Source organism: Variovorax glacialis, assembly GCF_051216375.1.
In the GTDB taxonomy this organism is placed as follows: domain Bacteria; phylum Pseudomonadota; class Gammaproteobacteria; order Burkholderiales; family Burkholderiaceae_C; genus Variovorax.
In genome coordinates this window covers 590,146-615,613 of sequence record NZ_JBPJZT010000002.1, presented here as the reverse complement: position 1 = coordinate 615,613, position 25,468 = coordinate 590,146, and the positions used below count along the sequence as shown (strand labels likewise).

24 protein-coding genes and 3 tRNA genes are annotated in these 25,468 nt (G+C 65.8%); 18 read left to right on the top strand and 9 right to left on the bottom strand.

All coding sequences use genetic code 11. The annotated features are described in order from the left end of the window. Positions 1 to 111 precede the first annotated feature (111 nt). From ACSFBL_RS07315 to ACSFBL_RS07300, 4 genes are read left to right on the top strand one after another with little or no spacing between them, the layout of a single operon-like run. A complete protein-coding gene (locus tag ACSFBL_RS07315; RefSeq protein WP_435515074.1) occupies positions 112 to 1,173 on the top strand; it encodes an aldo/keto reductase in 1,062 nt (353 codons plus the stop codon). Positions 1,174 to 1,183: 10 nt separating this feature from the next. After that, the gene (locus tag ACSFBL_RS07310) at positions 1,184 to 1,675 is read left to right on the top strand and encodes an aminoacyl-tRNA deacylase (RefSeq protein WP_435515073.1); all 492 of its coding nucleotides are present in this window, start codon (positions 1,184 to 1,186) and stop codon (positions 1,673 to 1,675) included. Positions 1,676 to 1,727: 52 nt separating this feature from the next. Beyond that, complete coding sequence (plsY, locus tag ACSFBL_RS07305; protein ID WP_435515072.1) at positions 1,728 to 2,357, top strand: glycerol-3-phosphate 1-O-acyltransferase PlsY; 630 nt, start codon at positions 1,728 to 1,730, stop codon at positions 2,355 to 2,357. Between the two features lie 9 nt (positions 2,358 to 2,366). Then, positions 2,367 to 2,720, top strand: a complete 354-nt coding sequence (locus tag ACSFBL_RS07300) for a RidA family protein (protein ID WP_435515071.1) — start codon at positions 2,367 to 2,369, stop codon at positions 2,718 to 2,720. 4 nt (positions 2,721 to 2,724) lie between these two features. On the opposite strand, the gene ACSFBL_RS07295 is transcribed toward ACSFBL_RS07300, so the two are convergent. Together ACSFBL_RS07295 and ACSFBL_RS07290 are read right to left on the bottom strand one after the other, a co-directional pair. Then, positions 2,725 to 3,342, bottom strand: coding sequence for a retropepsin-like aspartic protease family protein (locus ACSFBL_RS07295; protein WP_435515070.1), 618 nt, complete (start codon positions 3,340 to 3,342; stop codon positions 2,725 to 2,727). Positions 3,343 to 3,527: 185 nt separating this feature from the next. Beyond that, a complete protein-coding gene (locus tag ACSFBL_RS07290; protein ID WP_286604439.1) occupies positions 3,528 to 4,013 on the bottom strand; it encodes a YajQ family cyclic di-GMP-binding protein in 486 nt (161 codons plus the stop codon). A gap of 74 nt (positions 4,014 to 4,087) precedes the next feature. On the opposite strand from ACSFBL_RS07290, the gene murB reads away from it, so the two are divergent. Both murB and ACSFBL_RS07280 read left to right on the top strand, forming a co-directional pair. Continuing rightward, positions 4,088 to 5,140: a UDP-N-acetylmuramate dehydrogenase gene (murB, locus tag ACSFBL_RS07285; RefSeq protein WP_435515069.1), complete on the top strand. Its 1,053-nt coding sequence runs from the start codon at positions 4,088 to 4,090 to the stop codon at positions 5,138 to 5,140. A gap of 4 nt (positions 5,141 to 5,144) precedes the next feature. Continuing rightward, on the top strand, positions 5,145 to 5,966 hold the full coding sequence (locus ACSFBL_RS07280) for a glycine-rich domain-containing protein (RefSeq protein ID WP_435515068.1): 822 nt from the start codon (positions 5,145 to 5,147) through the stop codon (positions 5,964 to 5,966). 64 nt (positions 5,967 to 6,030) lie between these two features. Here ACSFBL_RS07280 and argG read toward each other — a convergent pair whose 3' ends face one another. The 4 genes from argG to ACSFBL_RS07260 all read right to left on the bottom strand — a co-directional run bounded on the left by argG (position 6,031) and on the right by ACSFBL_RS07260 (position 8,826). Next, complete coding sequence (argG, locus tag ACSFBL_RS07275) at positions 6,031 to 7,374, bottom strand: argininosuccinate synthase (protein WP_435515067.1); 1,344 nt, start codon at positions 7,372 to 7,374, stop codon at positions 6,031 to 6,033. A 15-nt stretch (positions 7,375 to 7,389) separates the two neighbouring features. Continuing rightward, positions 7,390 to 7,713 carry a pyrimidine/purine nucleoside phosphorylase gene (ppnP, locus tag ACSFBL_RS07270; RefSeq protein WP_435515066.1) on the bottom strand — a complete coding sequence of 108 codons (324 nt, stop codon included), beginning with the start codon at positions 7,711 to 7,713 and terminating at the stop codon, positions 7,390 to 7,392. Positions 7,714 to 7,842: 129 nt separating this feature from the next. Continuing rightward, entirely contained in the window at positions 7,843 to 8,394 is a 552-nt protein-coding gene (locus tag ACSFBL_RS07265; protein ID WP_435515065.1) for a hypothetical protein, read from the bottom strand. 78 nt (positions 8,395 to 8,472) lie between these two features. Next, positions 8,473 to 8,826 (bottom strand): ArsC family reductase, encoded by a 354-nt coding sequence (locus ACSFBL_RS07260; RefSeq protein WP_435515064.1) that lies wholly within the window; start codon positions 8,824 to 8,826, stop codon positions 8,473 to 8,475. A gap of 46 nt (positions 8,827 to 8,872) precedes the next feature. Here ACSFBL_RS07260 and folC point away from each other — a divergent pair, with 46 nt between their 5' ends. From folC to ACSFBL_RS07200, 12 genes are all read left to right on the top strand, one after another. Beyond that, positions 8,873 to 10,168 (top strand): bifunctional tetrahydrofolate synthase/dihydrofolate synthase, encoded by a 1,296-nt coding sequence (folC, locus tag ACSFBL_RS07255; protein WP_435515063.1) that lies wholly within the window; start codon positions 8,873 to 8,875, stop codon positions 10,166 to 10,168. A gap of 62 nt (positions 10,169 to 10,230) precedes the next feature. Further along, positions 10,231 to 11,094, top strand: a complete 864-nt coding sequence (locus ACSFBL_RS07250) for an SPOR domain-containing protein (protein ID WP_435515062.1) — start codon at positions 10,231 to 10,233, stop codon at positions 11,092 to 11,094. Between the two features lie 15 nt (positions 11,095 to 11,109). Continuing rightward, positions 11,110 to 11,595, top strand: coding sequence for a CvpA family protein (locus ACSFBL_RS07245; protein ID WP_435515061.1), 486 nt, complete (start codon positions 11,110 to 11,112; stop codon positions 11,593 to 11,595). Between the two features lie 12 nt (positions 11,596 to 11,607). Further along, the gene (gene purF / locus ACSFBL_RS07240; protein ID WP_435515060.1) at positions 11,608 to 13,107 is read left to right on the top strand and encodes an amidophosphoribosyltransferase; all 1,500 of its coding nucleotides are present in this window, start codon (positions 11,608 to 11,610) and stop codon (positions 13,105 to 13,107) included. An 8-nt stretch (positions 13,108 to 13,115) separates the two neighbouring features. Then, positions 13,116 to 14,339, top strand: coding sequence for an O-succinylhomoserine sulfhydrylase (locus ACSFBL_RS07235; protein ID WP_435515059.1), 1,224 nt, complete (start codon positions 13,116 to 13,118; stop codon positions 14,337 to 14,339). Then, the gene (gltX, locus tag ACSFBL_RS07230; protein ID WP_435515058.1) at positions 14,336 to 15,724 is read left to right on the top strand and encodes a glutamate--tRNA ligase; all 1,389 of its coding nucleotides are present in this window, start codon (positions 14,336 to 14,338) and stop codon (positions 15,722 to 15,724) included. The genes ACSFBL_RS07235 and gltX overlap by 4 nt, the downstream gene beginning before the upstream one ends. 33 nt (positions 15,725 to 15,757) lie before the next feature. After that, positions 15,758 to 15,833 (top strand) — tRNA-Ala (locus tag ACSFBL_RS07225). 54 nt (positions 15,834 to 15,887) lie between these two features. Continuing rightward, positions 15,888 to 15,963, top strand: a tRNA-Glu gene (locus tag ACSFBL_RS07220). A 71-nt stretch (positions 15,964 to 16,034) separates the two neighbouring features. Then, positions 16,035 to 16,111: transfer RNA gene (locus tag ACSFBL_RS07215), tRNA-Asp, on the top strand. A 195-nt stretch (positions 16,112 to 16,306) separates the two neighbouring features. Beyond that, on the top strand, positions 16,307 to 16,723 hold the full coding sequence (locus tag ACSFBL_RS07210) for a nuclear transport factor 2 family protein (protein WP_435515057.1): 417 nt from the start codon (positions 16,307 to 16,309) through the stop codon (positions 16,721 to 16,723). Positions 16,724 to 16,931: 208 nt separating this feature from the next. Beyond that, a complete protein-coding gene (locus tag ACSFBL_RS07205; protein ID WP_435515056.1) occupies positions 16,932 to 18,629 on the top strand; it encodes a M30 family zinc metallopeptidase in 1,698 nt (565 codons plus the stop codon). Positions 18,630 to 18,711: 82 nt separating this feature from the next. Then, a complete protein-coding gene (locus tag ACSFBL_RS07200) occupies positions 18,712 to 20,313 on the top strand; it encodes a mechanosensitive ion channel family protein (RefSeq protein WP_435515055.1) in 1,602 nt (533 codons plus the stop codon). Positions 20,314 to 20,316: 3 nt separating this feature from the next. Here the strand turns inward: ACSFBL_RS07200 and ACSFBL_RS07195 are convergent, their stop codons facing one another. Genes ACSFBL_RS07195 through ACSFBL_RS07185 form a run of 3 tightly spaced genes read right to left on the bottom strand, consistent with a single transcriptional unit; the run spans position 20,317 to position 25,459 of the window. After that, on the bottom strand, positions 20,317 to 22,296 hold the full coding sequence (locus tag ACSFBL_RS07195) for an alkyl/aryl-sulfatase (RefSeq protein WP_435515054.1): 1,980 nt from the start codon (positions 22,294 to 22,296) through the stop codon (positions 20,317 to 20,319). Positions 22,297 to 22,346: 50 nt separating this feature from the next. Next, positions 22,347 to 23,960 (bottom strand): GMC family oxidoreductase, encoded by a 1,614-nt coding sequence (locus tag ACSFBL_RS07190; RefSeq protein ID WP_435515053.1) that lies wholly within the window; start codon positions 23,958 to 23,960, stop codon positions 22,347 to 22,349. Then, positions 23,957 to 25,459 (bottom strand): coniferyl aldehyde dehydrogenase, encoded by a 1,503-nt coding sequence (locus ACSFBL_RS07185; protein WP_435515052.1) that lies wholly within the window; start codon positions 25,457 to 25,459, stop codon positions 23,957 to 23,959. The genes ACSFBL_RS07190 and ACSFBL_RS07185 overlap by 4 nt, the downstream gene beginning before the upstream one ends. Positions 25,460 to 25,468 lie beyond the last annotated feature (9 nt).

Here is a 25,468-nt window from a genome sequence, read left to right as displayed (position 1 = left end):
GCTCCCGCCGCGCGGACGCTCGGGACGCGAGTGCGCCCTCGGGAATCATCGATCCAAGGGGATCCGGCACAGCATTCGAAATGGCACGCCGTAGCAGGTAGCATTTCGCCCATGCAAAAAATCCAACTCGGTCAGAGCGACCTCCACGTCACGCCGATCTGTCTCGGCACCATGACCTTCGGTGAGCAGGTCAATGAACCCACCGCCCATGCCATCCTGGATCGCGCACTCGAACGGGGCGTCGATTTCATCGACACGGCCGAGATGTACGCAGTGCCGGCCCGCAAGGAAACCTTCGGCGCGACCGAGACCATCATCGGCAACTGGTTCGCGAAGAACCCAAGCCTGCGCCAGAAGATCGTGCTGGCGACCAAGGTGGCCGGCCCGTCGCGCGGCATGCCATGGGTGCGCGAGGGCGGCGGCATGACGCCTGAAGACATTGCTGCCTCGTGCGAGGCCAGCCTGAAGCGGCTGAAGACCGATGTGATCGACCTCTACCAGATCCACTGGCCGGAGCGAAACACGCCGGCCTTCGGCGCGATGTACTACGACCCGACCAAGGAAAGGTCGACCACCTCGATCCATGAGCAGCTCGAGACGCTGGGCAAGCTGGTCAAGGCCGGCAAGGTGCGCGCGATCGGGCTGTCGAACGAAACGCCGTACGGCGTGCATGAATTCGTGCGGCTCGCCGAGCAGCATGGCCTGCCGCGAGTGGCGACGGTCCAGAACGTCTATTGCCTGGTCAGCCGGGCGCTCGAGAACGGGCTGGACGAAACGATGCACCGCCTGGGCGTCTCGCTGCTGGCCTACTCCCCGCTGGCATTCGGCCTGCTGACCGGCAAGTACGACCAGAGCGGGGTGGAAGGACCCGATGCGCCGAAGGGCGCACGCATTTCCAGCTACGAATCGGTGCGCAAGCAGCGGTGGGGCCGTCCCGATGCGCTCGCGGCCGCGCGTCGCTACAACGCCCTGGCAAAGGAACATGGCCTCACGCCGGCCCGGCTGGCGCTGGCCTTCTGCTACACCAAGTGGCAGGTGGCGAGCACCATCATCGGCGTGACCTCCGTGGCACAACTCGAGGAGGACCTGGACGCATGGGGCACGAAGCTGTCGCCCGAAATCCTGGCGGAAATCGACAAGATCCGTTGGGAAATGCGCGACCCGGCCGCCTGACCGTCCCGTCGTGAGCAAGAAGACGCACGTCTCGGAAACACCCGCAACCCAGTTGCTGCGGGCGAACGACGTCGCGTTCACCGAGCATCCCTACGAGTACATCGAGCACGGCGGTGCGCAGCACAGCGCCGAGGTGCTCGGCCTGGACCCTTTCACGGTGGTCAAGACGCTCGTGATGCAGGACCAGGACGCCAGGCCGCTGATCGTCCTGATGCACGGCAACCGCACGGTCTCGACCAAGAATCTGGCGAGGCAGATCGGCGCAAAGTCGGTCGAGCCTTGCAAGCCCGACGTCGCGAACCGGCACAGCGGCTATCTCGTCGGCGGGACTTCGCCCTTCGGGACGCGAAAGGCCATGCCGGTGTACATCGAGTCGACCATCCTCGAACTGCCGAAGATCGCGATCAACGGCGGCCGGCGCGGCTACCTCGTCGGCATCGACCCGCAAGTATGCGTCAGGCTGCTCGGTGCCAAGCCGGTGCAGTGCGCGCTGGCAGAATAGTCGGCTGCCTCGATGGGAGGCGAGCCGCCGGGTTTGCCGGCCCGGAGACCCTGTGAGTTCTTATCTTCCTTCGCTGATCGCGATCGTCCTGTCCTACCTGCTGGGTTCGCTGTCCTTCGCGGTGATCGTCAGCAAAGCGCTCGGCATGGCCGACCCGCGCAGCTACGGCAGCAAGAATCCCGGCGCCACCAATGTGCTTCGCTCGGGCAACAAGGGGGCGGCGCTCGCCACGCTCTTGCTCGATGCCCTCAAGGGCTGGCTGCCGGTGTTCCTGATCCAGCATTACGGGCAAGGCTTCGGCATGGGGCAGGGCACCGCGGCGGTGGCGGGCCTGGCCGCGTTCCTGGGGCACCTCTACCCGGTGTTCTTCGGCTTCCAGGGCGGCAAGGGCGTCGCGACGGCCGCAGGCGCGCTGGTCGGCATCGACTGGCTGCTGGGCCTCGCGACCGGCGGCACCTGGCTCATCATTGCCGCCTTCTTCCGCTATTCGTCACTAGCCTCCATCGTGGCCGCCTTTTTTGCGCCAGCCTACTATCTCATCGGAGGCCAGATCGCCTGGCCGCTCGACCTGACGGTGCTGCTGTCACTGGTGTCGATCAGCCTCCTGCTGATCTGGCGGCACCGCGAAAACATCCGCCGGCTTGCGGCCGGCACCGAGTCGAGGCTCGGCTCGAAAAAATAGGAACGAACCATGGCATCCATCCAACGCTTCCACGTCGGTCCGCGCCTTAGCGAAACAGCGGTGCACAACGGCACGATCTACCTGGCCGGGCAGGTGCCCGACGACACGACCCAGGACATCCGCGGCCAGACCGCGCAGGTCCTCGCGATGGTCGATCGCCTGCTGGCAGAGGTGGGCAGTGACAAGTCGCGCATCCTGATGACGCAGATCTTCCTGGCCAACATCAGCGAGATCGTGGCGATGAACGAGGTGTGGGATGCGTGGATTCCGGCCGGCAACACGCCGCCGCGCGCCACGGTGCAGGCGGCGATGGCCAACCCTGCCTACAAGATCGAGATCGTGGTGACGGCCGCGGCCGCCTGAGCCGTCAGAAGCGCTTTTCCAGGATCATCTGGTCCGCGTCGCGCCGCATCGAGAACCGGTTGATGAAGCTGTTGCCTAGCAGGATGTAGGGCATCGCCTGCTGCGTGACGATGGCTTCGACGTCATAGACCTCCACGTCGCCTACCCGCACGGAATTCAGGTTCAGGCGATAGCCTTGCGCGACGCCGTTCGCGGTATTCATCCGCACCGGCTGACCTTTGGAAAAGTCGAGCCCGATCCGCTCCGCATCGGCTGCCGACATTGCCACGGTCGTGGCGCCGGTGTCGAGCATGAAGCTGACCGACCGCCCGTTGATCGCGCCCTGGGCCATGAAATGCCCCCCGCTCGATACCGGCAGCACGATCCGGTTCCCGCCCCCGCCCGGCCCGCCAGTACCGCCGATGCTCACGGGCGTGTCCATCCGCAACCCGACCCGCTTCCCGCCCGCTTCCACGGTCGCCTGTTCCCCCTGCAGCGACACAAGCTTGACGCCCTGAAAGGTCTCCCCGACCGCCACCGTCTTCGGCGCACCGCCATTCACGATCAGGATCGCGCGGCTGCCGATGGTGCCCGTCAACGTAACTGACTGCGCCTGAGCGAACGTACAGGCTCCCGCAACCAACGCAGCCCCAAGCACACGAACGGACCGCCAGGAATCCCACGGAACCGGCTTGGCCGGGCCGCGGGGATTGCCCCCTGCAAGGGGGGAGGCGGCCACACGAAGTGGGCAAGCCTGGGGGTGTGCCATGTCCCCCCCTGCAAGGGGGTGGGCGGCCACACGAAGCGGGCAAGCCTGGGGGTGTGCCATCAATCCCTGAAGTTGTTGAACGACAAAGGCATATCCGGCACGTCCTTCTTGATCAGTGCCATCGCCGCCTGGAGATCGTCCCTTTTGGCCCCCGTCACCCGCACCGCATCGCCCTGGATCGCTGCCTGCACCTTGAGCTTGCTGTCCTTGATCAGGCGCTGGATCTTCTTGGCCGTCTCCGATTCGATGCCGTTCTTGACCTTGATGACCTGCTTGACCTTGTCGCCCCCGATTTTCTGGACGTCGCCCTTGTCGAGGAAGCGCACGTCGACGCTGCGCTTGGTGAGCTTGGCGCGGAGGATGTCCTCGACCTGCACGAGCTGGAATTCAGCGTCGCCGATCAGCGTGATTTCTTTGTCCTTGAGCTCGACGGCGGCTGCGGTGCCCTTGAAGTCGAAGCGCGTGGCGATTTCCTTGGCGGTGTTCTCCACTGCGTTCTTGACCTCGGGCAGGTTGGGTTCACAAACGGTGTCGAAAGACGGCATGAAGGCTCCGGCAGCAACTGGATTGATTAGGCCGCGCGCAGTGCCGCGCGGCTCGCGAATGCGACAATTCTCCCATGATCGTCGAGCACAACGTACCGCTGCAGCCGCACAACAGCTTCGGCATCGTCGCGCGCGCGCAGCACCTGGCGCGCATTGCCGGCGAGGCCGATGTCGGTGCGCTGTTGGACGACGCGAGATGGCGGGATTCGCCGAAATTCGTGCTGGGCGGCGGCAGCAACATCGTGCTCACGGGAGACGTCAAGCCGCTCGTCCTGAAGGTCGAGATCAAGGGGCTGCGGCTCGTCGAAGAGACGCCGCGCGCTTGGATCGTGGAGGCCGGCGCTGGCGAGGTGTGGCACGACACGGTGCTGTGGGCGCTCGAGCAGGGCTATCCCGGCCTCGAAAACCTGGCGCTGATTCCCGGAACGGTCGGCGGCTCGCCGGTGCAGAACATCGGCGCCTACGGTGTCGAACTGCAGGATCGCTTCGACTCCCTCGACGCGATCGACCTGGAGACGAATCGCACTTTCTCGCTGGATGCCGGGCAATGCGCTTTCGGCTACCGCGATTCGGTGTTCAAGCACGTGGCCAGTGGCGACAACGATTTCGGGCTGGCGGGGCGTGCACTGATCACGCGCGTGCGCTTTCGCCTGCCGAAGCCATGGAAGCCGGTGCTCGGCTACCTCGACCTGGAACGCAAGATGGCCGAAACCGGCAACTTCCAGCCGAGCGCAATGGAGATCTTCGACTGGGTCTGCGCGATCCGCCGGGCCAAACTGCCCGACTGGCGGGTGCTCGGCAACGCCGGCAGCTTCTTCAAGAATCCGACAGTCACGCCGGAGCAATGCGCCGACATCATCGCCCGCGACCCGAAGATCGTTCACTACCCGATGGCGGACGGCAGCATCAAGCTGGCCGCCGGGTGGCTGATCGATGCCTGTGGCTGGAAGGGCAAGTCGGTGGGTAACGCCGGCGTCTATGAGCGTCAGGCGCTCGTGCTGGTCAATCGCGGCGGCAAGACCAATCCGGTGACGGGCGGGGAGGTGATGACGCTTGCCAAGGCGATCCAGACCAGCGTCTACGAGCGCTTCGGCATCCGGCTCGAACCCGAACCGGTCGTCGTCTGAGCGGATGGATCTCGATTTCCTGCACCTGAACTTCCGACGCCGCATTGCCGCCCTGGTCTGGACAAGGCGGATCGTGGTCGTCGCGGCGATCGCCGCGGCCGTCTTCCTGACGCGCCGCTGGTGGGGTGCGGGCTTGCTCCTGATGGGCGGGTTTGCATTCGCAGCCACCCTGAACTGGCTCGAAGCCAGCCTGCGCCGACAGTTCGTGCGCGAGGCCCGGCTGCCCAGCTTCCTGGCGGGCAAGCTGCGCGAGGCCCATCCGCAACTGAGCCAGCGCGATACCGACCTGGTGCTGCGTGGGCTGCGCCAGTTCTTCATGGCGCACCTGCGCAGCGGGCGCAAGTTCGTGGCGATGCCTTGCAGGGTCGTCGATACGGCATGGCACGAGTTCATCCTGCATACGCAGGCCTATCAGCGCTGGTGCGAGGCAGCCTTCGGCGGCATGCTTCACCACAGCCCGGCGGAGGTGCTGGGCCGCGATGCGCGCCGCAACGACGGCCTGCGCCGCAGCTGGTTCTGGGCCTGCAAGGAAGAAAGCATCGATCCCAGGAAGCCGTTGCGGCTGCCGCTGCTGTTTGCGCTCGACGCCAAATTCGGGATCGAAAACGGCTTTCACTATGTGCCCGACTGCCGCGCGATCGACCGTCAGGGCGCCTCCGATGCCTATTGCGGCACGAGTTTCGGCGAATCTTCTTCGGACGGAGGCAGCACGGGCGACGCGGGCGGATTCGGCGGCAGCGAATCGAGCGGGGATGGCGGCGGCAGTGATTCCGCCGGCGACGGAGGGGGCTGCGGCGGTGGCTGCGGAGGCGGAGGGGGAGACTGACCTTCGCGATGCGGGCAACAAAAATGCAGGCCGGGGCCTGCTTTTCTGGCGGGATCGCAAAGGCTTACTGACCGCTGTCGTCGTCGTTCGACAGCTTGGGCAACGATGCGCCTTGGCCCGACACCAGCAGCCCTGCCTGCGTATAGATTGCGAGCTTGTCGCGCGTGTCGATGATGTCGAGGTTGCGCATGGTGAGCTGGCCGATGCGATCGGCCGGCGAGAAGCTCGATTCGCCCTTTTCCATTGTGAGCCGCTCGGGCTTGTACGTGAGGTTGGCCGAGACGGTGTTCAGCAGCGAATAGTCGTTGCCGCGGCGCAGTTCGACCGTGACTTCGCCAGTAATCGCGCGTGCCACCCAGCGCTGGGCCGTCTCGCGCAGCATGATGGCCTGCGGGTCGAACCAGCGGCCCTGGTAGAGCAGGCGGCCGAGGCGGCGGCCGTTGTCTCGGTATTGCTCGATCGTGTCTTCGTTGTGGATCCCGGTCACGAGGCGCTCGTAGGCGATGAACAGCAGCGCGAGGCCGGGTGCCTCGTAGATGCCGCGGCTCTTGGCCTCGATGATGCGGTTCTCGATCTGGTCGCTCATGCCCAGGCCGTGACGGCCGCCGATGCGGTTGGCTTCGAGGATCAGGTCCACCAGGCTCGTGTATTCGACGCCGTTGATCGCGACCGGTCGGCCTTCGACGAAGCGGACGGTGACTTCTTCGCGCTTGACTTCTACCTCGTCCTTCCAGAAGGCGACGCCCATGATCGGCTGCACGATCTTCATGCCGCTGTCCAGGTGCTCGAGGTCCTTGGCCTCGTGCGTCGCGCCGAGCATGTTGGAGTCGGTGGAATAGGCCTTCTCGGCCGACATCTTGTAGGCGAAGCCGGCCTTCTGCATGAATTCCGACATCTCGGCGCGGCCGCCCAGTTCGTCGATGAAGGTCTGGTCGAGCCAGGGCTTGTAGATCTTCAGCGCCGGATTGGTGAGCAGGCCGTAGCGGTAGAAGCGCTCGATGTCGTTGCCCTTGTAGGTGCTGCCGTCGCCCCAGATGTGGACGTCGTCTTCCTTCATCGCCGAGACCAGCATGGTGCCGGTCACTGCGCGCCCCAGCGGGGTGGTGTTGAAGTAGGTCACGCCGGCGGTCGTGACGTGGAAGGCGCCGGCCTGGAGGGCGGCAATGCCTTCGGCGGCGAGTTGCGTGCGGCAGTCGATCAGGCGCGCCTTCTCGGCGCCGTAGAGCATGGCCTTGCGCGGGATTTCGTCGTAGTCGGGCTCGTCGGGCTGGCCGAGGTTGGCGGTGTAGGCGTAGGGGATCGCGCCCTTGTTGCGCATCCAGTGCAAGGCGGCGCTGGTGTCGAGGCCGCCTGAAAAGGCGATGCCGACCTTCTGGCCGGCGGGTACGTTCTGGAGGATGGTGGACATGCTCGAAATCCCGGTTCAGCCGAAGTGGCAGATGTAGCTGTAGGGCTCGCCGCTCACGCGGATCTGGAAAGTGGAATTCCCGGGCACGCTGAACTTCTCGCCCACGCCCGAAGCTACCCATTCGTCGCTGCCGGAGAGCTTGTATTCGCAGCTGCCGGACGTGCCTTCCATAATTTCCGGTGCGCCGGTATTGAAGGTGAGGGCGGACGGCAGGATCACGCCGACCGACTTCTCGGTGCCGTCAGCGAGCGTGAGGCTGTGGCTCACGCATCTGCCGTCGAAATACACATTCGCCTTGGTCGATACCGCGGCGTTCTGGAGGAATTCGGTTGTGCTCATGGGATAGAGGGCCTGGCGCTGGCTGCCGTCGACAATCAGCAGCGCGCCGTTGCAAGACGCGCCCGTGCAATGGTTGGAAAAGCCCGTGATTTTAGGCTTTGCCGGCCGGCCCCCCGGCCCGATTGGCGATCAGCGCCAGCGGCCGCCCCAACCGCGCGAATAGCCGAAGCCCAGCGAGATGCCGATCGGCGGGTAGACATAGGGCTGCGGATAGGCGTAGGCCGGTGCCGGGTAATAGGCTGGGGCCGGGTAATACACGGGCGCCGGCTGCACATAGACAGGTGCGGGTTGGGCATACACCGGCGCGGGCGCTCCGCCGCCCGACACCACCAGGCCTTGCTCGGGGACCACGTTGCTCCAGTCCGGCTGGCCGCTGCCGACGGGCCCCGGCGCGTTCTGTGCGAATTGCGATTGCGGCGCCACGGGCGAGGTGGTTGCAACGCCGTAGGAACCGACATCGATCGAGATGCTGGCGCCGGGTGGCGTGGCGGTGCGGGTGGTGTACTGGCGACCGGCGTATTCGTAGGTCACGTTGTAGCTCGTGCCGCCGCTGGAATCGGCCACCGGCTGGGACGAAATCACCCGGGCCAGCACCTGCTCGGCCTGGGCCAGCGTGGCGCCTCCTGCCAATGCGGCCAGCACCGAAACAGCTGCGATTCTGCGAACGATCCTTGTATTCATATCAACTCCTTTGGAAGGGGACACCAGAGCCCCGCACAACCTCTGTTGGAGGCGCCTGTTCGGTCGAGGTTCAACCGTTTACACAACGTGGCCTTTCCAGAGGGCGGCGTCGAACCCCGTTGTAACGCCGGCTTCGGCGCCCCAGTTGACCACCGGCCGCTTGATCAGGCTTGGATTGGCGAGCAGCACCGACCGGGCCGATGCGGCGTCGACAACCGCAGCGCGGGTCTCGTCGTCCAGGCGGCGCCACGTGGTGCCACGGCGGTTCACCAGCGCTTCCCAGCCTGGGGCCTGCAGCCATTTGTCCAACTCGGCTTCGGGCACGCCTTCCTTCTTGAAGTCGTGGAATCGGTAGGTGACGCCGTGCTCGTCGAGCCAGGCGCGGGCGCGTTTGACGGTGTCGCAGTTCGGGATGCCATAGAGAGTAGTCATTCGGCGATGATGCCCGCGGCGCAGGTCGGCGACAATTCCGGCCTCCATGAAAACCCTCGCAGACTGGCTCTCGCATGCCGAGCGCCTGCACCCCAAGAACATCGAACTCGGCCTCGACCGGGTCCGCGCGGTTGCCCAGCGGCTGAACCTTTCCTTCGACTGCCCGGTGGTCACGGTCGCGGGCACCAATGGCAAGGGTTCGACCTGCGCCATGCTCGAGTCGATCCTCACGCACGCCGGCTATCGCGCGGCCGTGTTCACCTCGCCGCACCTGGTGCGCTTCGAAGAGCGCCTGCGCCTGTCCGGCGAGGCGGTCGACGGCGATGAACTGGCCAAGCATTTCGAGACGGTTGAACAGGGGCGGGGCGACGTCGCACTGACCTATTTCGAGTTCACCACGCTCGCCATCCTGCTCTGCATCGCCGCGAACAAGCCGGATGTCGCCATCCTCGAGGTCGGCCTGGGTGGACGGCTGGACGCGGTCAACATCGTCGATGCCGACTGTGCGGTCATCACCAGCATCGACCTGGATCATATGGATTACCTCGGTCCCGATCGCGAGAGCATCGGCTTCGAGAAGGCCGGGGTCATGCGGGCGGGCCGGCCGGCGATCGTCAGCGACCCGGTGCCTCCGCAAAGCGTGATCGACCATGCCAACGCGATCGGCGCCGATCTCTGGCTGGTCGGGCGCGACTTCAATGTGTCGGGCGACAAGCAGCAGTGGGGTTGGAGCGGCCGTGGCCGCCGCTACAGCGGACTGGCCTATCCGGCCTTGCGGGGCGCCAATCAGCTGGTGAATGCGGCCGGCGTGCTGGCGGCGCTCGAATCGCTCCGGCAGCGCCTGCCGATCACCGCGCAGGCGGTGCGCAACGGTCTCGCCATGGTCGAACTGCCCGGGCGCTTCCAGATCATCCCCGGTGAACCGGCGCTGGTTCTCGACGTGGCGCACAACCCGCATGCGGTCGCCGCGCTTGCGGAGAACCTCGATGCGATGGGTTTCTATCCGACCACCCACGCCGTTTTCGGCGTCATGGCCGACAAGGACGTGGCGCCCATGTTCGCCCGTATCGGACCGATGATCGACCGCTGGTACTTCACCGATCTGCCGACCGAGCGCGCGGCGAAGGCCTCCGACCTGCTCGCCCGATGGCAGGCGCAGAACACACGCAAGGACGCCTCGGGCAGCGTGCACGGCGCACCCATGGAGGCGCTGCAGGCAGCGATCGATGGCGCCGACCCCACTGATAGAATCGTCGTCTTCGGATCGTTCTTCACCGTGGGTGGTGTGCTCGAGCACGGAACACCCCGTCTGCGAGCCAGGCACTTGTCTCCCGGCTCCTGATAAAGCCCTGATTTCCGGCGCCTCTCCACCTCACGCTGCACTCCATCAGGAAAACGAATTTCATGGCGTTCTTCAAGTTCCGCGCACGCGGTCCTCAGGGCAACGAAGGGCGAAACAGCACGGTCGCCGCGGCACCGGCGGAGAGCATCGAAGCGATGCGCCGTCGCGCGCGCCACCGGCTGGTCGGCGCCGCGGTGCTTGTGCTGGTCGGTGTGATCGGCTTCCCCCTGCTGTTCGATACCCAGCCTCGTCCCATTTCCGTCGACATCCCGATCGAAATCCCGGACCGCAACAAGACCAAGCCCCTGACGCTGCCGGCGACGCCTGCCCCGACGACCTCAAGCAGCGCCGGCGCCAACTCGGCGCCCGCATCCGGCGGCGGCGGCATCATCACCGAGGCAGCCGATGGCACAGAGATCCCGGCCGGAAAAGTGCCGCCGTCCTCTCCGGCCGCGGAAGCCAAATCGGAGCCGGCGCCCGAGGTGAAGTCGTCGGCCAAGGCCGAGGTCAAGCCTGATCCCAAGCCCGAACCGAAGCCGAAGCCCGAAGCCAGGGCGGAAACCAAGCCCGAGCCGAAGCCGGAACCCAAGCCTGCCGCGCCCAAGTCCGCCGACGACGGTGACCGTGCCCGCGCATTGCTCGAAGGCAAGGCCGCTGCGGCTGCCGCCGCCAAGCCGACCGCTACGGCCGACGAGAGCGGCCGCTTCGTGGTCCAGGTCGGCGCGTTCGCCGATGCCGACAAGGCCAAGGAAGTGCGCCAGAAACTCGAAAAGGCCGGACTCAAGACCTACATGCACGTCGCGAAGACGGCCGATGGCGAGCGCACGCGTGTGCGTGTTGGTCCGTTCGCCTCGCGCGCCGAGGCCGACCGCGCTGCGAGCAAGGTCAAGGGCTTGTCATTGCCGGCAGCCGTCCTCAGCTTGTAGCCAACGCTGACCGACGTGGCCCTGCTCGACTGGATCGCTGTCGCGCTGCTGGTGGTTTCGATGCTGCTGGGGCTGTTTCGGGGGCTGGTGTTCGAGGTGATGTTGCTGGCGGGCTGGGTGGTGGCCTTCCTTTGCGCGCAATGGCTGGCGGACGACGTGGGCCGGTGCTTGCCCTTCGGCGATCCGGCGGCGACGTGGCGCTATGCGGCGGGTTTCGTGCTCGTGTTCGTGGCCGTGGCCTTCGCCGTGGGGATGGTGGCGTCGCTCACGCGCAAGCTGATCGCGGCGATCGGATTGCGGCCGGTGGACCGCGTTCTCGGCGGTGCCTTCGGCGTGGTGCGTGGCGCGGTCGCGCTTCTCGCCACGGCGGTTGTTGTTCATTTGCTGGCGTTGAGCGACAGTGCCTGGTGGCACGAATCGCGAAGCGCCATTGTTCTCGATGCGGCATTGCAGGGCCTGAAACCCGCATTGCCTGAAAAGTTGGCAAGCTACCTGCCCTGAGAGGATCGCTTCATGTGTGGAATCGTCGGCGTTGTCAGCAACGCTCCCGTCAATCAACTGCTCTACGACGCCCTGTTGCTGCTGCAGCATCGCGGCCAGGACGCGGCGGGCATCGTCACGCTGCTGGAACGCAAGTTCTTCATGCACAAGGCCAAGGGCATGGTGCGCGACGTGTTCCGCACGCGCAACATGCGCGCCTTGCCCGGTGACGTGGGGCTGGGCCAGGTTCGCTATCCGACCGCGGGCAACGCCTACAGCGAGGAAGAAGCGCAGCCCTTCTACGTGAATGCGCCTTTCGGCATCGTGCTGGTGCACAACGGCAATCTCACCAACGCGCACGCGCTGCGGGCCGAGCTGTTCTCGACCGATCACCGTCACACCAACACCGAGAGCGACTCCGAAGTGCTGCTCAACGTGCTCGCGCACGAAATCGATCGCGCCACACGCGGCGGTGCGCTCAATTCCACGACCCTGTTCGAGGCGGTGCGCAATGTGCACCGACGCCTGCGCGGCTCCTACGCGGTCGTGGCGCTGATCGCCGGGCACGGTCTGCTGGCTTTCCGCGACCCGTACGGCATTCGCCCGCTTGCGATGGGCCGCGGCGCAGACGGCACCGTCATGGTGGCCAGCGAATCGGTCGCGCTCGAGGGCTCCGGCCACGTGTTCGAGCGCAACATCGCCGCGGGCGAAGCCGTGTTTGTCGACCTGCAAGGCCAGGTGCATGCCGAGCAGTGCGCCGATTCGCCCACGCTCAACCCCTGCATCTTCGAATTCGTCTACCTGGCGCGACCCGATTCCGTGCTCGACGGCATCTCGGTCTACCAGGCGCGCCTGAACCTGGGCGAGACGCTCGCCAAGCGCGTGGTGTCGACAGTGCCGCCGAGCGAGATCGACGTCATCATCCCGATTCCCGAATCGAGCCGGCCGAGCGCGACGCAACTGGCGCATCTGCTGGGCGTTCCGTATCGTGAGGGCTTCGTGAAGAACCGCTACGTCGGGCGCACCTTCATCATGCCGGGGCAGGGCGTCCGCAAGAAGTCGGTTCGTCAGAAGCTCAATGTGATCGGCAGCGAGTTCAAGGGGCGCAACGTGCTGCTGGTCGACGACTCGATCGTCCGGGGCACGACGAGCCGCGAGATCGTCCAGATGGCCCGTGATGCGGGCGCGCGCAAGGTATACCTCGCCAGCGCCGCGCCGCCGGTGCGCTACCCCAACGTCTACGGCATCGACATGCCGACCAAGGACGAACTCGTGGCGCACGACCGCACGGTCGAGGAGATCCGCCAGTTGATCGGCTGCGATGCCCTGATCTACCAGGACGTCGATGCGATGAAGCGTGCCATCGGATCGCTGAATTCGAAGCTCGACGGATTCGATGCATCCTGCTTCGACGGCGTCTACGTCACGGGCGACATCGACACCGACGCCATCACGCGCATGAACGGCAACCGCCCGCGCATCGAGGAAACCGAGGAAGACTCGTCGCGCCTCGCATTGCCCAATCTGAGCTGAAAGACAACGTGACCGAACGATCCCTCCCGCCCGGCTTGCACCGCGATACGCTCGCGGTGCGTACCGCGCTCGACCGCAGCCAGTACGGCGAGAACTCCGAGGCGCTGTTCCTGACGAGCAGCTTCGTGCAGCCCGACGCGGAGACTTCCGCGCGCCGGTTTGCAGGCACCGAGGAAGGCTTCACCTACACGCGCACGTCGAACCCGACGGTGGCGAGCTTCGAACGGCGCCTCGCTGCGCTCGAAGGCACGGAGGCCGCCATCGGCGCTTCGAGCGGCATGGGCGCGATCCTCATGATGTGCATGGGGTTGCTGAAGGCAGGCGACCACGTGGTTTGCTCGCGCTCGGTGTTCGGCTCGACGCTCAATCTCATCGGCCGCGAGTTCGGCAAGTTCGGCGTCGAGACCACCTTCGTCTCGCAGACCGATGTGGCGGAGTGGAAGGCTGCGATCCGTCCGACCACGAAGCTGCTCTTTGCAGAAACGCCGACCAATCCGTTGACCGATGTCTGCGACATCCGCGCACTGGCCGATCTCGCGCACGACGCGGGCGCGCTGCTGGTGGTCGACAACTGCTTCTGCTCGCCGGCGCTGCAGCGGCCGACCGAGTGGGGCGCCGACCTCGTCATCCATTCGGGCACCAAATACCTCGAAGGGCAGGGCCGCGTGCTCGCAGGTGCGATCTGTGGATCGTCCAAGCTGATCAACGAGGTCTTCGGCCCCGTGGTGCGCACCGCCGGCATGGCGTTGTCGCCATTCAACGCATGGGTTGTGCTCAAGGGACTCGAGACACTGGGCATTCGGATGCAGGCGCATTGCGCCGGGGCGTTGGCGCTGGCCGAGTGGCTCGAAACGCAGCCGGGCGTCGCGCGTGTCTACTACCCGGGGCTTGCCTCGCATCCGCAGCACGAACTGGCGATGCGCCAGCAGTCGGGGCTGGGTGGCGCCGTCGTGTCCTTCGACGTGATCGGCGACAGGCCGGAAATGGCCCGTGCCAATGCCTTCCAGGTGATCGACAGCACTCGCGTCCTCAGCATCACCGCCAATCTCGGCGACACCAAGACCACCATCACGCATCCGGCCACCACCTCGCATGGGCGCCTCACCGAAGTGCAGCGCCAGGCGGCCGGCATCGGCCAGGGCCTGATCCGCGTCGCGGTCGGCCTCGACCACATCGAAGACATCAAGGCCGACCTCCTGCGAGGTCTCGCCGGCCTGAGCACGCCCGCATGACACAAAAGACCCGCACTCGTTTCGCTCCCTCGCCGACCGGCTTCATCCACCTCGGCAACATCCGCTCGGCGCTCTACCCGTGGGCATTCGCGCGCTCGACCGGCGGCGACTTCATCCTGCGCATCGAAGACACCGACGTCGAGCGTTCGACGCAAGCAGCAGTCGACGTGATCCTCGAAGGCATGCAGTGGCTGGGCCTCGACCATGACGAGGGTCCGTACTACCAGATGCAGCGAATGGACCGCTACAAGGCGGTGCTCGCCGAATTGCAGGCCGCAGGCCAGGTCTATCCCTGCTACATGAGCGTGGCCGAGCTCGATGCATTGCGCGAAAAGCAGATGGCCGCCAAGGAGAAGCCGCGCTACGACGGCACCTGGCGTCCGGAGCCCGGCAAGACCTTGCCGCCGGTGCCTGAAGGCGTGCAGCCCGTCCTGCGCTTCCGCAATCCGCAGGGCGGCGTGGTCGCATGGGACGACAAAGTCAAGGGCCGGATCGAGATCGGCAACGACGAACTCGACGATCTCGTGATCGCGCGGCCCGACGGTACGCCCACCTACAACTTCTGCGTCGTGGTCGACGACATCGACATGGCCATCACGCACGTCATTCGAGGCGACGACCACGTCAACAACACGCCGCGCCAGATCAACATCTTCCGTGCGCTCGGCAAGGAGCCGCCGGTGTATGCGCACCTGCCCACCGTGCTGAACGAGCAGGGCGAGAAGATGAGCAAGCGCAGCGGCGCGAAGCCAGTCACTCAGTTCCGCGACGAAGGCTTCCTGCCCGACGCGATGGTCAACTACCTCGCGCGACTCGGATGGAGCCATGGCGACGACGAGATCTTCTCGCGCGCGCAGTTCATCGAGTGGTTCAACCTGGATCACCTCGGTCGCAGTGCCGCACAGTTCGATGAAGCCAAGCTTCGCTGGGTCAACGCGCAACACCTGAAGGCGATGGCCGACGATGCACTCGCGCCGCTGGTCGCTGCGCAGTTGCAGAAGAAGGGCATCGTTGCCGATGAGCGGTTGCCTGCCATCTGCGGTCTCTTCAAGGATCGCTGCGACACCACCGTGGCGCTCGCGAACTGGGCTGCAGCCTTCTATGCGGACGTGTCAGCAATCGAAGCCGATCGCACGCAGCACATCACCGATGCAGTGCGCCCGGCGATCGCGACGCTAGCCGACAAGCTCGCAACCGTCGCATGGGACAAGGCTGCGATCGCATCCGCCATCAAGGAAGTTCTCGCCGCGCATGGCCTTAAAATGCCGGCACTCGCGATGCCGGTGCGCGTGCTCGTGATGGGAACATCACAGACGCCATCGCTCGATGCAGTGCTCTCGCTTTTTTGTCGCGAAACTATTTTGAAGAGATTGAAGGAGGCCTGAAAGTCAGGCTATAATTTGAGGCTCGACACCCACGGGGGTATAGCTCAGCTGGGAGAGCGCTTGCATGGCATGCAAGAGGTCAGCGGTTCGATCCCGCTTACCTCCACCAAAGGCGTCGAGAAGAAGAAACAAGCGCTGATCGCAGCGCGGTTCCGAAGGTTTTGACCCTATCGTCTAGAGGCCTAGGACACCACCCTTTCACGGTGGCTACCGGGGTTCGAATCCCCGTAGGGTCGCCAGTTTTCACCGCTTGGTGAAGCGGGCACAAGTCGCAGCACTTGGCTCCATTTGGAGCGAACGTTGTCTACCAGGAGTGGTAGTTCAGTTGGTTAGAATACCGGCCTGTCACGCCGGGGGTCGCGGGTTCGAGTCCCGTCCACTCCGCCAAACGCGAAAAGCCGTTGCAAGTCACCAGACCTGCAACGGCTTTTTCCATTTGCACTCCACTCCCCAAGTGGGATGAGCCGACGGATTGCCTGCCCGCAGCGACGCCGGCATCATGAGACCGCTGATGGTCAGGGCCGCCATCCAGCCGGACCGCAAAGCGGTCCTCCGTGAGGGCCCCTCGACCAGGAGGATCTCATGACCACCGAAGAAAGAAACGTCGAGGCCCTGCGCGAGGGCTATCGGCTCTGGAACGACTCGAAGGCAGACAGTGCGCAGCACTGGATGAACATGATGACCGACGACATTCGCTGGCGTTCGCTCGGTGCTGGCGCAGCGGGCTCGGAATCCACCCGGGAGTGTTGTTCGAAGCAGGACGTGCAACGCTACTTCCAGCAGCTCGGGGAGCAATGGGAACTGGTCAGCTACACGGCGGACGAGTTCATCGCCCAGGGTGACCGCGTCGTCATGCTGGGAAGCTGCGCGTGGCGACACCGCACCACGCAGAAGGTGGCCCGGACTCCCAAGGTGGACGTGTTCCGCTTCCGGGGCGGCAAGGTGGCCGACTTCTCCGAGTACTACGACACCGCTGCCGTGCTCGCCGCGGCCACGTAGGCAAGCGCCGGGTCCTGTGCACGGAACCCGTTCGACCTCACGATCCGCATTCAGTCTCTCCGACTGAAGTTTTTGCCTGCATCGGCCGATATCCGCATGCGACCCGAATTTCCTATCGCCGATTCATCCGGCGTTCTTCGGGCCTGCGCGACGCGCGACCGGCCTCCGAATTCACGTGTCGCTGAACACGTGGAATCAGGAGCTAGAGATGCGCGGCAATTCGCGATTCGATTCGGTATGGGTAAGGTCGGCCGCACTGGCGGTGGCGGTGGCGGTGGCGGTGGCGGTGGCGCTGTCGCTTTCGGCGTGCGGAGGCGGGGGTGGTGGTGGCGGTGGTGCGATACCCATCGCGCCGACCGCATCCGCCCCGCCCGATGTGAAGGGTGCGGGCGACAACGCCGTCAAGGCGTCGTGCACGTCCTGCGGTGCACTCGACGACCACACCTACGCGGGCACCGGCACCGGCATCTGGCAGGGCGCCAACGCTTCGCAGGTCCCGGTCGACATTCCGTTGTCCATCTCGGGTCTCAAGGGCCAGACGGTCACGCTCGTGCTGACGAACGAAAGTGATTCGGAGGTGCCGCTGCCCGGACTCGTGCTGCGCTCGACGAGCGAGCAGAGCATCGTCGCAAACAAGTCGAAGGTCTCCGCGAGCGACGATGTCGGCACGATCCAGGACGCCATCAGCGAGTTCAATCGCACGGGCTTCGCCAAGCTCCTGGCGTCTTCCTCGAAGTCCTCCCTCGTCGCCAAGTCGACCGTGCCGCAGGCCTCGTACCTGCCCAGCGACCAGCGCGACATCTACCTCTACGATTATTCGAAGCGCACCGTCAAGCTCGTGACCCAGCGGACCACCAGCGACGGCGTGACGGTGAACCTATGGGTGGAATCCGGCGAGCTCGGCGCGTCGCGCGTCACAACCGACCTTGCCGGCCGCATGGCGGACAAGTTCGCCGGCGCCGGCGGCGTCTACGACATGCTGGTCCGTACCGGCGGTCCGCTCTGGGGCCCGCACAACGTGAGCGGCCTGCTGTCGGGCAGCGGCCAACCCGTCGACATCTTCTTCGTGAACTTCGACGGCGACAGCAAGCCCTACGGCCTCGTGGGCTACTTTTGGGCACTGAACAACTTCAGCAAGGGCAGCGACGACCTGGCGTACAGCAACGAGTCGCTCGGCCTCTACATGGACTCGGAGACGCTCTACCTCGACGGCGAGGCAGGCGTTAAGCAGATGGCCACGGCGATGGTGCACGAGGGCATGCACATGCAGAACTTCTATCGCCGCGGCGTGAAGCTGGGCGCGGCGTACAGCTTCGAGGCCTGGCTGGAGGAAATGTCCGCGATGATGATGGAAGACTGGGCGAGCCTGTCGATCGACCCCAGCCACAACGCGATTCGCGACTCGCGCTATCCCACCTACCTGCGCGACGCGGACAGCTACTCCTGCACCCTGACCGCATGGAAGCCCTGCGAGAGCTACGCATTGACCGGCTCGTTCGGCGGCTTCCTGAACCGTCAACTGGGCCTGGCTTTCTACAAGGCGCTGTTGACCAGCACCGGCATCCAGGATTCGGCGGACATCCTCGACAGCGCCATCAAGTCGCAGCGGCCGGACTCCGGCATCGGGCAGGAACTGCGCCGCTTCACGGCGGCGTCCGCAGGCGTCATCCCGCTGAACGCTGGCATCGCCGAATACAGCATGCCGGCCCGCGGCGAAGGCGGCTTCACCCTGCCGGCGATCGACCCGCTGAGCCTCGGCCGCAGCAAGCGGGCGCTGCCTCAAGCCGTGCCCTCCAAGCTGGAGAAGCTTGCGAGCTTCCCGGCGGTCCGGTCCAACGTGGCGGGCACCTACAGCGAGACCGTTCGCGTGCCGCCCGGAACCACACTCTCGGTCGTCATCAACTAGCCCCGCGCGATCCGCACTCACCAAAGTGCACTTGCGCGGCCTTGGCGGATGTGCATCATCGGGCGTTTCACGAAAGCAACACGTGGGCGTTCCTCGACTTGCCGAAGCCTGGGGGCGGTTCCTTCTCCTGTGGACCGTCGCGGTCGTGCTGATGCTGATCGGCGGCGCCGCGCATGCCGAAGACGAAGTACCGGGTGCCCCCCTGAGCGTCTCGAATCGCCAGGTCTTCGTGTTTCGCGCGCCGGCGTTCGGCCTGACGCCGCAGCAACGGGCCGCCCGTGCAGGCGAGCGCATCGGCGACGTGCCGGCGTCCCGCCTCGGGTCGCCCGTGGACATCACGAGCTTCGTCCACGAAGGGACCCAGGGCTACGCGGTGATGCTCGAGGGCGAGACCCTCTTCTCGCTGTTTCCCGGCGACCTGGAACCTGGCGACCCCCCGCTCGAACAAGTCGCGGCGAATTCGGCCCGGCGGCTGCACGAGGCCCTTCTGGTGCGCCGGGACCAGGGGAGTGCGCGCCAGTTCGGCATTTCCGTGGCCTGGACGGCGCTCGCGACAGTGATCCTCGTGGCCGTCGTCTGGACGCTGCAGCGCTTCGCCGGCATCGTGGCGGCCCGCACCCTGGCACTGCGCGAGCGCGCGTCGAGCCGTCCCTTGCTCGACTGGCGGCGAATCCTCGTGTCCGTCATGGCCAACGTGGTCCACTGGATCAAGATCGCGCTGGTGCTCCTGGTGTTCTACGTCTGGCTGGCATTCGCGCTCACGCGGTTTCCCTACACGCAGCCCTGGGGCGAGACGCTGGGCGATTCGATGGTCCGGCTCGTTGGCCGGGTGATGGCGGCGGTGCTGCATGCGCTGCCCGACCTCGCGACCGTGGGCGTGATCTTCCTGGTCGCCCGCCTGAGCGTGCGGGGCCTGCACGCGATGTTCGAAGCGGCGAGGGCCCGTGGCGTCACGACGCCCGCGCTCCAGGCCGACACCATCGGCGCGACGCGGCGGCTGACGGAGGCGCTCGTCTGGGTCTTCGCGCTGGTGGTGGCCTATCCGTACATTCCGGGATCGCACACGGATGCGTTCAAGGGCATCAGCGTCTTCTTCGGCGTCCTGGTGACGTTGGGCTCCTCCGGCCTGGTGTCGCAAGTCATGGCGGGCTTCGTGCTGATCTATTCACGCGCACTTCGCACCGGCGACTGGGTGCAGATCGGTGAGTCGGAGGGCTACGTCGTCGACCTGGGCGCGCTTTCGACCAAGCTCCGGACCCGCCTGGACCAGGAGATCACACTGCCGAATTCGGTGGTGATCGCCACGCGCATCGTCAACCAGAGCTTCACGCGCAAGGCGCCGGGCGTCTCGCTGTCGACCTCCGTGACGATCGGCTACGACTCGCCATGGCGGCAGGTCCACGCCATGCTCGAGATGGCCGCGAAGCGCACGCCGGACTTGCTCGAAACGCCCCCGCCGACGGTGCGGCAGATTCAGCTGCAGGACTTCTACGTGGCGTACGAGCTCAACGTCTTCATGCGCATCGGCGCATTCAAGTTCGACGTGCTCTCGGCGCTGCATGCCAACATCCAGGACGTCTTCAACGAATACGGCGTGCAGATCATGTCGCCCAACTTCGTGCTGCAACCGGCGGATCCGGTCCTCGTGCCGAAGGACCGGTGGCACACGCCACCGGCGCAGTGAGGCTCAGGGCGTCACGACGTTGAAGAACGGTTCGAAGGTCTCGACGTTCGCGAACACGGCGGCAAGCACCTTCGGATCGCCATCGACCTTGACCATGCCGGCCTGGACCAGGTCCGGCAGCTTCTTGCCCTGGAGCAGCATCGCCAGGAAGGCCGGGCGTGTCAGCGTGAGCTTGACGTCCGGGTTCTTCAGCACGCGGCCCTTCGTGTTGTTGAGCACCGAGTTCGAGAGTTCGAGCGCCCAGGTTTCCTTCAGGTCGGTGAACTCCATGCTGATGTTCGCCTTCATGCCGTCCGTCTTCTCGTGGTTCAGGCGTAGCGCGATGTAGTCGAACAGCAGTTCCTGGTCCATGCCGCGCACCACGTCCGGCCCCTGGGTCGAGGTCGACGGCTTGAGGTTGCCGTCGCGCAGTTCCTTCGCGGCCACCAGGTAGGCATTGCGCCAGGTGCCGGCTTCCGCCTGGTAGCCGAGCTGCTCGAGCGTGTCGGCCTGCAGCAGGCGCGCGGCGGCGTTGTCCGGGTTGGCGAAGACGACGTGGTTCACGAGTTCGGCCACCCAGCGGTAGTCACCGGCCTCGAAGGCCTTGCGCGCCGTCGCCAGCACGGCCGCCTCGCCGCCCATCGCGGCCACGTAGCGCTTCGCTGTCTCGGTCCGTGGCAGCTTGTTCAGGCTGGCGGGATTGGCGTCGTAGTAGCCCAGATAGAAGTTGTAGACCGCGCGCAGGTTGTGGCTGAGCGTGCCGTAGTAGCCGCGCGAACTCGCATCCGTCGCAAGCCCCTTCGGGAAGAAGTCGGCATTGCCGATCTCGTCCATCGTCCGGCCCTTGTTGGCGAGGTTCATCGCCTGGTCGTGGATGAACCGGTAGGTGTCGCGCTGGTTCGCCATGTACTGGCGGATGTTGTCGCCGCCCCAGGTCGGCCAGTGGTGGCTCGCGAAGGCGACCTCGACGTCGGGGTAGAGGTCGATGGTCTGGTTCGCGTACTTGCTCCACGACAGGGCGTCGCGCGTCTTCGCGCCGCGGATCGTATAGACGTTGTGCATGTGCTTGGTCAGCACTTCGGAGAGGCAGAGCGCCTTCTTGTCCGGGAAATAGAACATCATCTCCGACGGCGCCTCGGAGTCCTGCGCCATCTGGAACACGATGCGCACGCCGTCCACCGTCATTTCCTGGCCGGTCTTCGTGATGAGGTCGGTCGGCGGGATCAGTCCGATGGTGCCGCTGCTGAGCGCCTTGCCGAGGCCGCTGCCCACGCCCTGGCGTTCGTTGGCATCGAGGCCGGCGCCGAACTGGAAGGTGGCCCGGCGGCTCATGGCGTTGCCGGCCAGCACGTTCTCGGCCACGGCGTTGTCTATGAAGCCCTGCGGCGCGATGACCTTGACCTTGCCGGCCTGCACGTCGGCCTCGTTGATCACGCCGCGCACGCCGCCGTAGTGGTCGGCGTGGCTATGGGTGTAGATCACCGCGACCACCGGCTTGTTGCTGCCGAGTTTCTCCATCGCGAAGGCCATCGTGGCGCGGGCGATCTCCGCCGTGAGCATCGTGTCGATGACGATCCAGCCCGTCTTGCCTTCCACCAGCGTGATGTTGGCGATGTCGTAGCCGCGGATCTGGTAGATGCCGTCGGTGACCTTGAAGAGGCCGCGTGCGTTGTTGAGCTTCTCCTGGCGCCACAGGCTGGGGTTGACGGTGGAAGGCGCGTCGCCCTTGATGAAGTCGTAGCGGTTGGCGTCCCAGACGAGCTTGCCGTCGGCCGTCTTGACCAGGGCATCGGGCATGGTCGCGATCAGGCCACGTGTCGCGTCCTCGAAGTCCCGCTTGTCGTTGAAGGCCATGCTGCGAGCGACCGCCTGGTTGGCGCGCTCGGTGGCCGGGGTCGCCGGCTTCGGCAGGGAGGCAGGGCCATCGGCCGCTTGCGCGAAGGCGCCGGATGCGAGGGCGGATGCGATGAGGGCGGCGAGGAGGCCGCGGGTGCTGCTCTTCATTGGAAGTCGTCTCTGTGGTTTCTAAGGGGGATGGGGCGACCGCGGCGCGATCAGGCCCGCGCGTCGGCGCGAATCATGTCGGCACCCTTTTCGCCGATCATGATGGTCGGCGCGTTGGTGTTGCCGCCGCACAGCGTCGGCATGATGGACGCGTCGACCACGCGCAGGCCGTCGACGCCGTGCACGCGAAGCCGATCGTCGACCACGGCCATCGGGTCGCTCGCCACACCCATCTTGCAGGTGCCCACGGGGTGGTACTGGGTGTCGGCGCGGTTGCGGATGTCCTCTGCAATGGCGGCCGTGTCGTTGCGGTCGACCGGATAGAGCATCTTCCCGCGATAGGAATCGAAGGGGTTCGCTTGCAGGATGTCCATCTGGAGCTGCACGCCCTTCACCAGCAGATCGAGGTCGCGCTCGTCGTCCAGGAACTTCGGATCGATGAGCGGCGCGGCGCGCGGGTCGCGGCTGGCCAGCTGCACGTGCCCGCGGCTGTGCGGGCGAAGCACCTCGATGTGGCACGAGTAGCCGTGGCCCAGATGCATCTTGCGGCTGTGGTCGTCGACCAGCGCGACCACGAAGACCATTTGCAGGTCGGGCACCGCCACGTCCGGCGACGAGCGCAAGAAGGCACCCGATTCCGCGTAGTTGGTGGTGATGAGGCCGGTCCGTTGCTTCTTCCACTCCGGAATCGCCCGCGCGACCGTCATTGCGCCACGCAGTGACAGCCCGACCGTCGGCGAGTCGCTGCGTGTGCGATAGCTCTGCACGTGGTCGATGTGGTCCTGGAGGTTCTCGCCGACGCCCTGCAGGTCGCCGATCACCGGGATGCCCATCTGCTGCAGGGTCTCGCCGGGGCCGATGCCGGACAACATCAGGAGCTGGGGCGAGCCGAATGCGCCGGAGGACACGATCACTTCGCGACGCGCGCGAACCTGCTTCTCGGCCCCGTCCGCCGTGTAGGTGACGCCGCGTGCACGCCGGCCTTCGAAATCGATGCGCGAGCTCAACGCGTCGGTCTTCACGCTCAGGTTCGGGCGCGCCAGGTTGGGCGTGATGTAGCCCTTGGCCGCGCTACAACGCTCGCCGTTCTTCTGCGTCACCTGGTACATGAAGGAGCCGAACTGTTCGGCGCCGTTGTAGTCCGCCGCGTTGGGGACGCCCCGCATCGCGGCCGCCTTCAGGAAGGCCTTGTTCAGTGCGCTGGGGCTGCGTAGCTCCGCGACGTTGAGCGGCCCGCCGGTGCCGTGATAGCTGCAAGCCCCATGGGTCTCGTTGTGCTCGGCGCGCTTGAAGAAGGGCAGCACATCCTCGTACGACCAGCCCTGGTTGCCGAGCGAAGACCAGTGGTCGTAGTCCCAGCGATTGCCACGCACATAGAGCATCGCGTTGGTCGAACTCGATCCGCCCAGCACCTTGCCGCGCGGCTGGTAGCCCCGGCGGCCGTTCAGGCCCTTCTGCGGCACGGTCTTGAAAGCCCAGTTCTTGTACGGAATCGGCAGCATGGCCACGACACCCGCGGGCGCGTGGATGAAGATGCTGCGGTCGGTGGTGCCGGCTTCCAGCAGGCAGACCGTCACCCCGGGATCCTCGCTCAGTCGCGATGCGACGACGCAGCCGGCCGAGCCGCCACCGACGACGACGTAATCGAATTCTTCAATGCTCATGCTGTCTCTTTGCCGGATGTCGGGGTCGCGTGCTTTCCTGCCAGCTTGGGGTCCGCATGGCCGAGGAAGAACTTCAGGGTCAATCGCTGGATGAACGATCCGTAGGGCGGATAGAACAGGTCGATCGGGAAGAAGCGCTGGCGCTGGAACACGGTCTTCGCATGCGAGAGCTCGCGGAAGCCTTCCTCGCCGTGGTAGGTGCCCATGCCCGAATTGCCGATGCCGCCGAAGGGCGCGTCGTGGTTCACCACATGCCAGCCCCAGTCGTTGACGGCTACGCCGCCCGAATGCGTGCGCTGCAGCAAGCGGTCGCGCTCCGCGTGGTCATGGCTGAAGCAGTAGAGGGCCAGCGGGCGAGGGCGTTCGTTGATGAAGGCAACGGCCTCGTCCATGGTGTCGTAGGGCACGATGGGCAGGATGGGCCCGAAGAGTTCTTCGTGCATCACGCGCATGTCGGGCGTGAGGTTGGTCACGATGTGCAGTGGCATCTGCCGACCGTCGCCGGCAGGCGCCGGGGCACAGGCTTCGACGCGCGCGCCCTTGGCGCGCGCATCGTCCAGCAGCGCCTGCACGCGCTGGTATTGCCGGTCGTTCACCACCGACGTGTAGTTCTCGTTGCCGTCGGTCCGCCCGTCGTAGAAGCGGCCAAAGGTGCGCCGCACGCCGGCGATGAAGTCGTCGACGCGCTCGCGCGGCACCAGCGCGTAGTCGGGCGACACGCAGATCTGTCCGCAGTTGGTCGACTTGCCATGTGTGATGCGCGTGGCCGCGTCGTCGACGGGGTAGTTGCGCGTGACCAGCGCCGGCGACTTGCCGCCGAGTTCCAGCGTGACCGGCGTCAGGTTGTCCGCCGCGGTGCGCATCACGATGCGGCCCACGGCCGGCGAGCCGGTGAACACGATGTGATTGAAAGGCAGCGAGGTGAAGACGTTGGGGTCCGCGAGTTCCTCGCCCACCACCGCCACCAGGTCCTCGGGGAAGACCTCCGCCAGCAGCGCCTTGAGCACCTTGTTCGTTGCCGGCGTGACCTCCGGCATCTTGATCATCACGCGGTTGCCGGCGGTCAGCGCCGCGATCAGCGGACCCACCGCGAGGTAGATCGGGAAATTCCAGGGAACGATCACGCCCACCACGCCCTTGGGCTGGTAGCGCACCTCGACGCGGTTGCTGAGAAACAGGAGTTCCGTCGAGCGCCGGCTGCGTTTCATCCAGCGCCGCACGTGCGAGATGGCGTGGTTGACCTCGAGCATCGAGCCGAGCATGTCGAGCATCTTCGACTCGGCCTCGGAGCGGTAGCCGAAGTCGCTGCTCATCGCCTCGGCCAGTGCGTCCTGGTAGCGCTGGACCTGGCGCTTCAGGGCCCGGAGTCGCGTGCGTCGCTCGTCGACGCTGGGGTAGGGCTGATCGCCGAAGGCCGCCTGTTGTGCGGCGAAGAGCCGCAGCACGCGATCGCTGGCTGCGGCGGCGGCCACATGCCGCATGTCCGTGGTGTCGTTCAAAGGTGTCTC

Bases quoted from the DNA above. Each gene is read 5' to 3' on its own strand.
- ACSFBL_RS07195 (WP_435515054.1), bottom strand. From the start codon at position 22,296: ATGAAGAGCAGCACCCGCGGCCTCCTCGCCGCCCTCATCGCATCCGCC.
- ACSFBL_RS07205 (WP_435515056.1), top strand. From the start codon at position 16,932: ATGCGCGGCAATTCGCGATTCGATTCGGTATGGGTAAGGTCGGCCGCA.
- argG (WP_435515067.1), bottom strand. From the start codon at position 7,374: ATGTCCACCATCCTCCAGAACGTACCCGCCGGCCAGAAGGTCGGCATC.
- purF (WP_435515060.1), top strand. From the start codon at position 11,608: ATGTGTGGAATCGTCGGCGTTGTCAGCAACGCTCCCGTCAATCAACTG.
- ACSFBL_RS07280 (WP_435515068.1), top strand. From the start codon at position 5,145: ATGGATCTCGATTTCCTGCACCTGAACTTCCGACGCCGCATTGCCGCC.
- ACSFBL_RS07260 (WP_435515064.1), bottom strand. From the start codon at position 8,826: ATGACTACTCTCTATGGCATCCCGAACTGCGACACCGTCAAACGCGCC.
- ppnP (WP_435515066.1), bottom strand. From the start codon at position 7,713: ATGAGCACAACCGAATTCCTCCAGAACGCCGCGGTATCGACCAAGGCG.
- gltX (WP_435515058.1), top strand. From the start codon at position 14,336: ATGACACAAAAGACCCGCACTCGTTTCGCTCCCTCGCCGACCGGCTTC.
- ACSFBL_RS07300 (WP_435515071.1), top strand. From the start codon at position 2,367: ATGGCATCCATCCAACGCTTCCACGTCGGTCCGCGCCTTAGCGAAACA.
- ACSFBL_RS07250 (WP_435515062.1), top strand. From the start codon at position 10,231: ATGGCGTTCTTCAAGTTCCGCGCACGCGGTCCTCAGGGCAACGAAGGG.
- folC (WP_435515063.1), top strand. From the start codon at position 8,873: ATGAAAACCCTCGCAGACTGGCTCTCGCATGCCGAGCGCCTGCACCCC.
- ACSFBL_RS07190 (WP_435515053.1), bottom strand. From the start codon at position 23,960: ATGAGCATTGAAGAATTCGATTACGTCGTCGTCGGTGGCGGCTCGGCC.
- ACSFBL_RS07265 (WP_435515065.1), bottom strand. From the start codon at position 8,394: ATGAATACAAGGATCGTTCGCAGAATCGCAGCTGTTTCGGTGCTGGCC.
- ACSFBL_RS07290 (WP_286604439.1), bottom strand. From the start codon at position 4,013: ATGCCGTCTTTCGACACCGTTTGTGAACCCAACCTGCCCGAGGTCAAG.
- ACSFBL_RS07315 (WP_435515074.1), top strand. From the start codon at position 112: ATGCAAAAAATCCAACTCGGTCAGAGCGACCTCCACGTCACGCCGATC.
- murB (WP_435515069.1), top strand. From the start codon at position 4,088: ATGATCGTCGAGCACAACGTACCGCTGCAGCCGCACAACAGCTTCGGC.
- ACSFBL_RS07210 (WP_435515057.1), top strand. From the start codon at position 16,307: ATGACCACCGAAGAAAGAAACGTCGAGGCCCTGCGCGAGGGCTATCGG.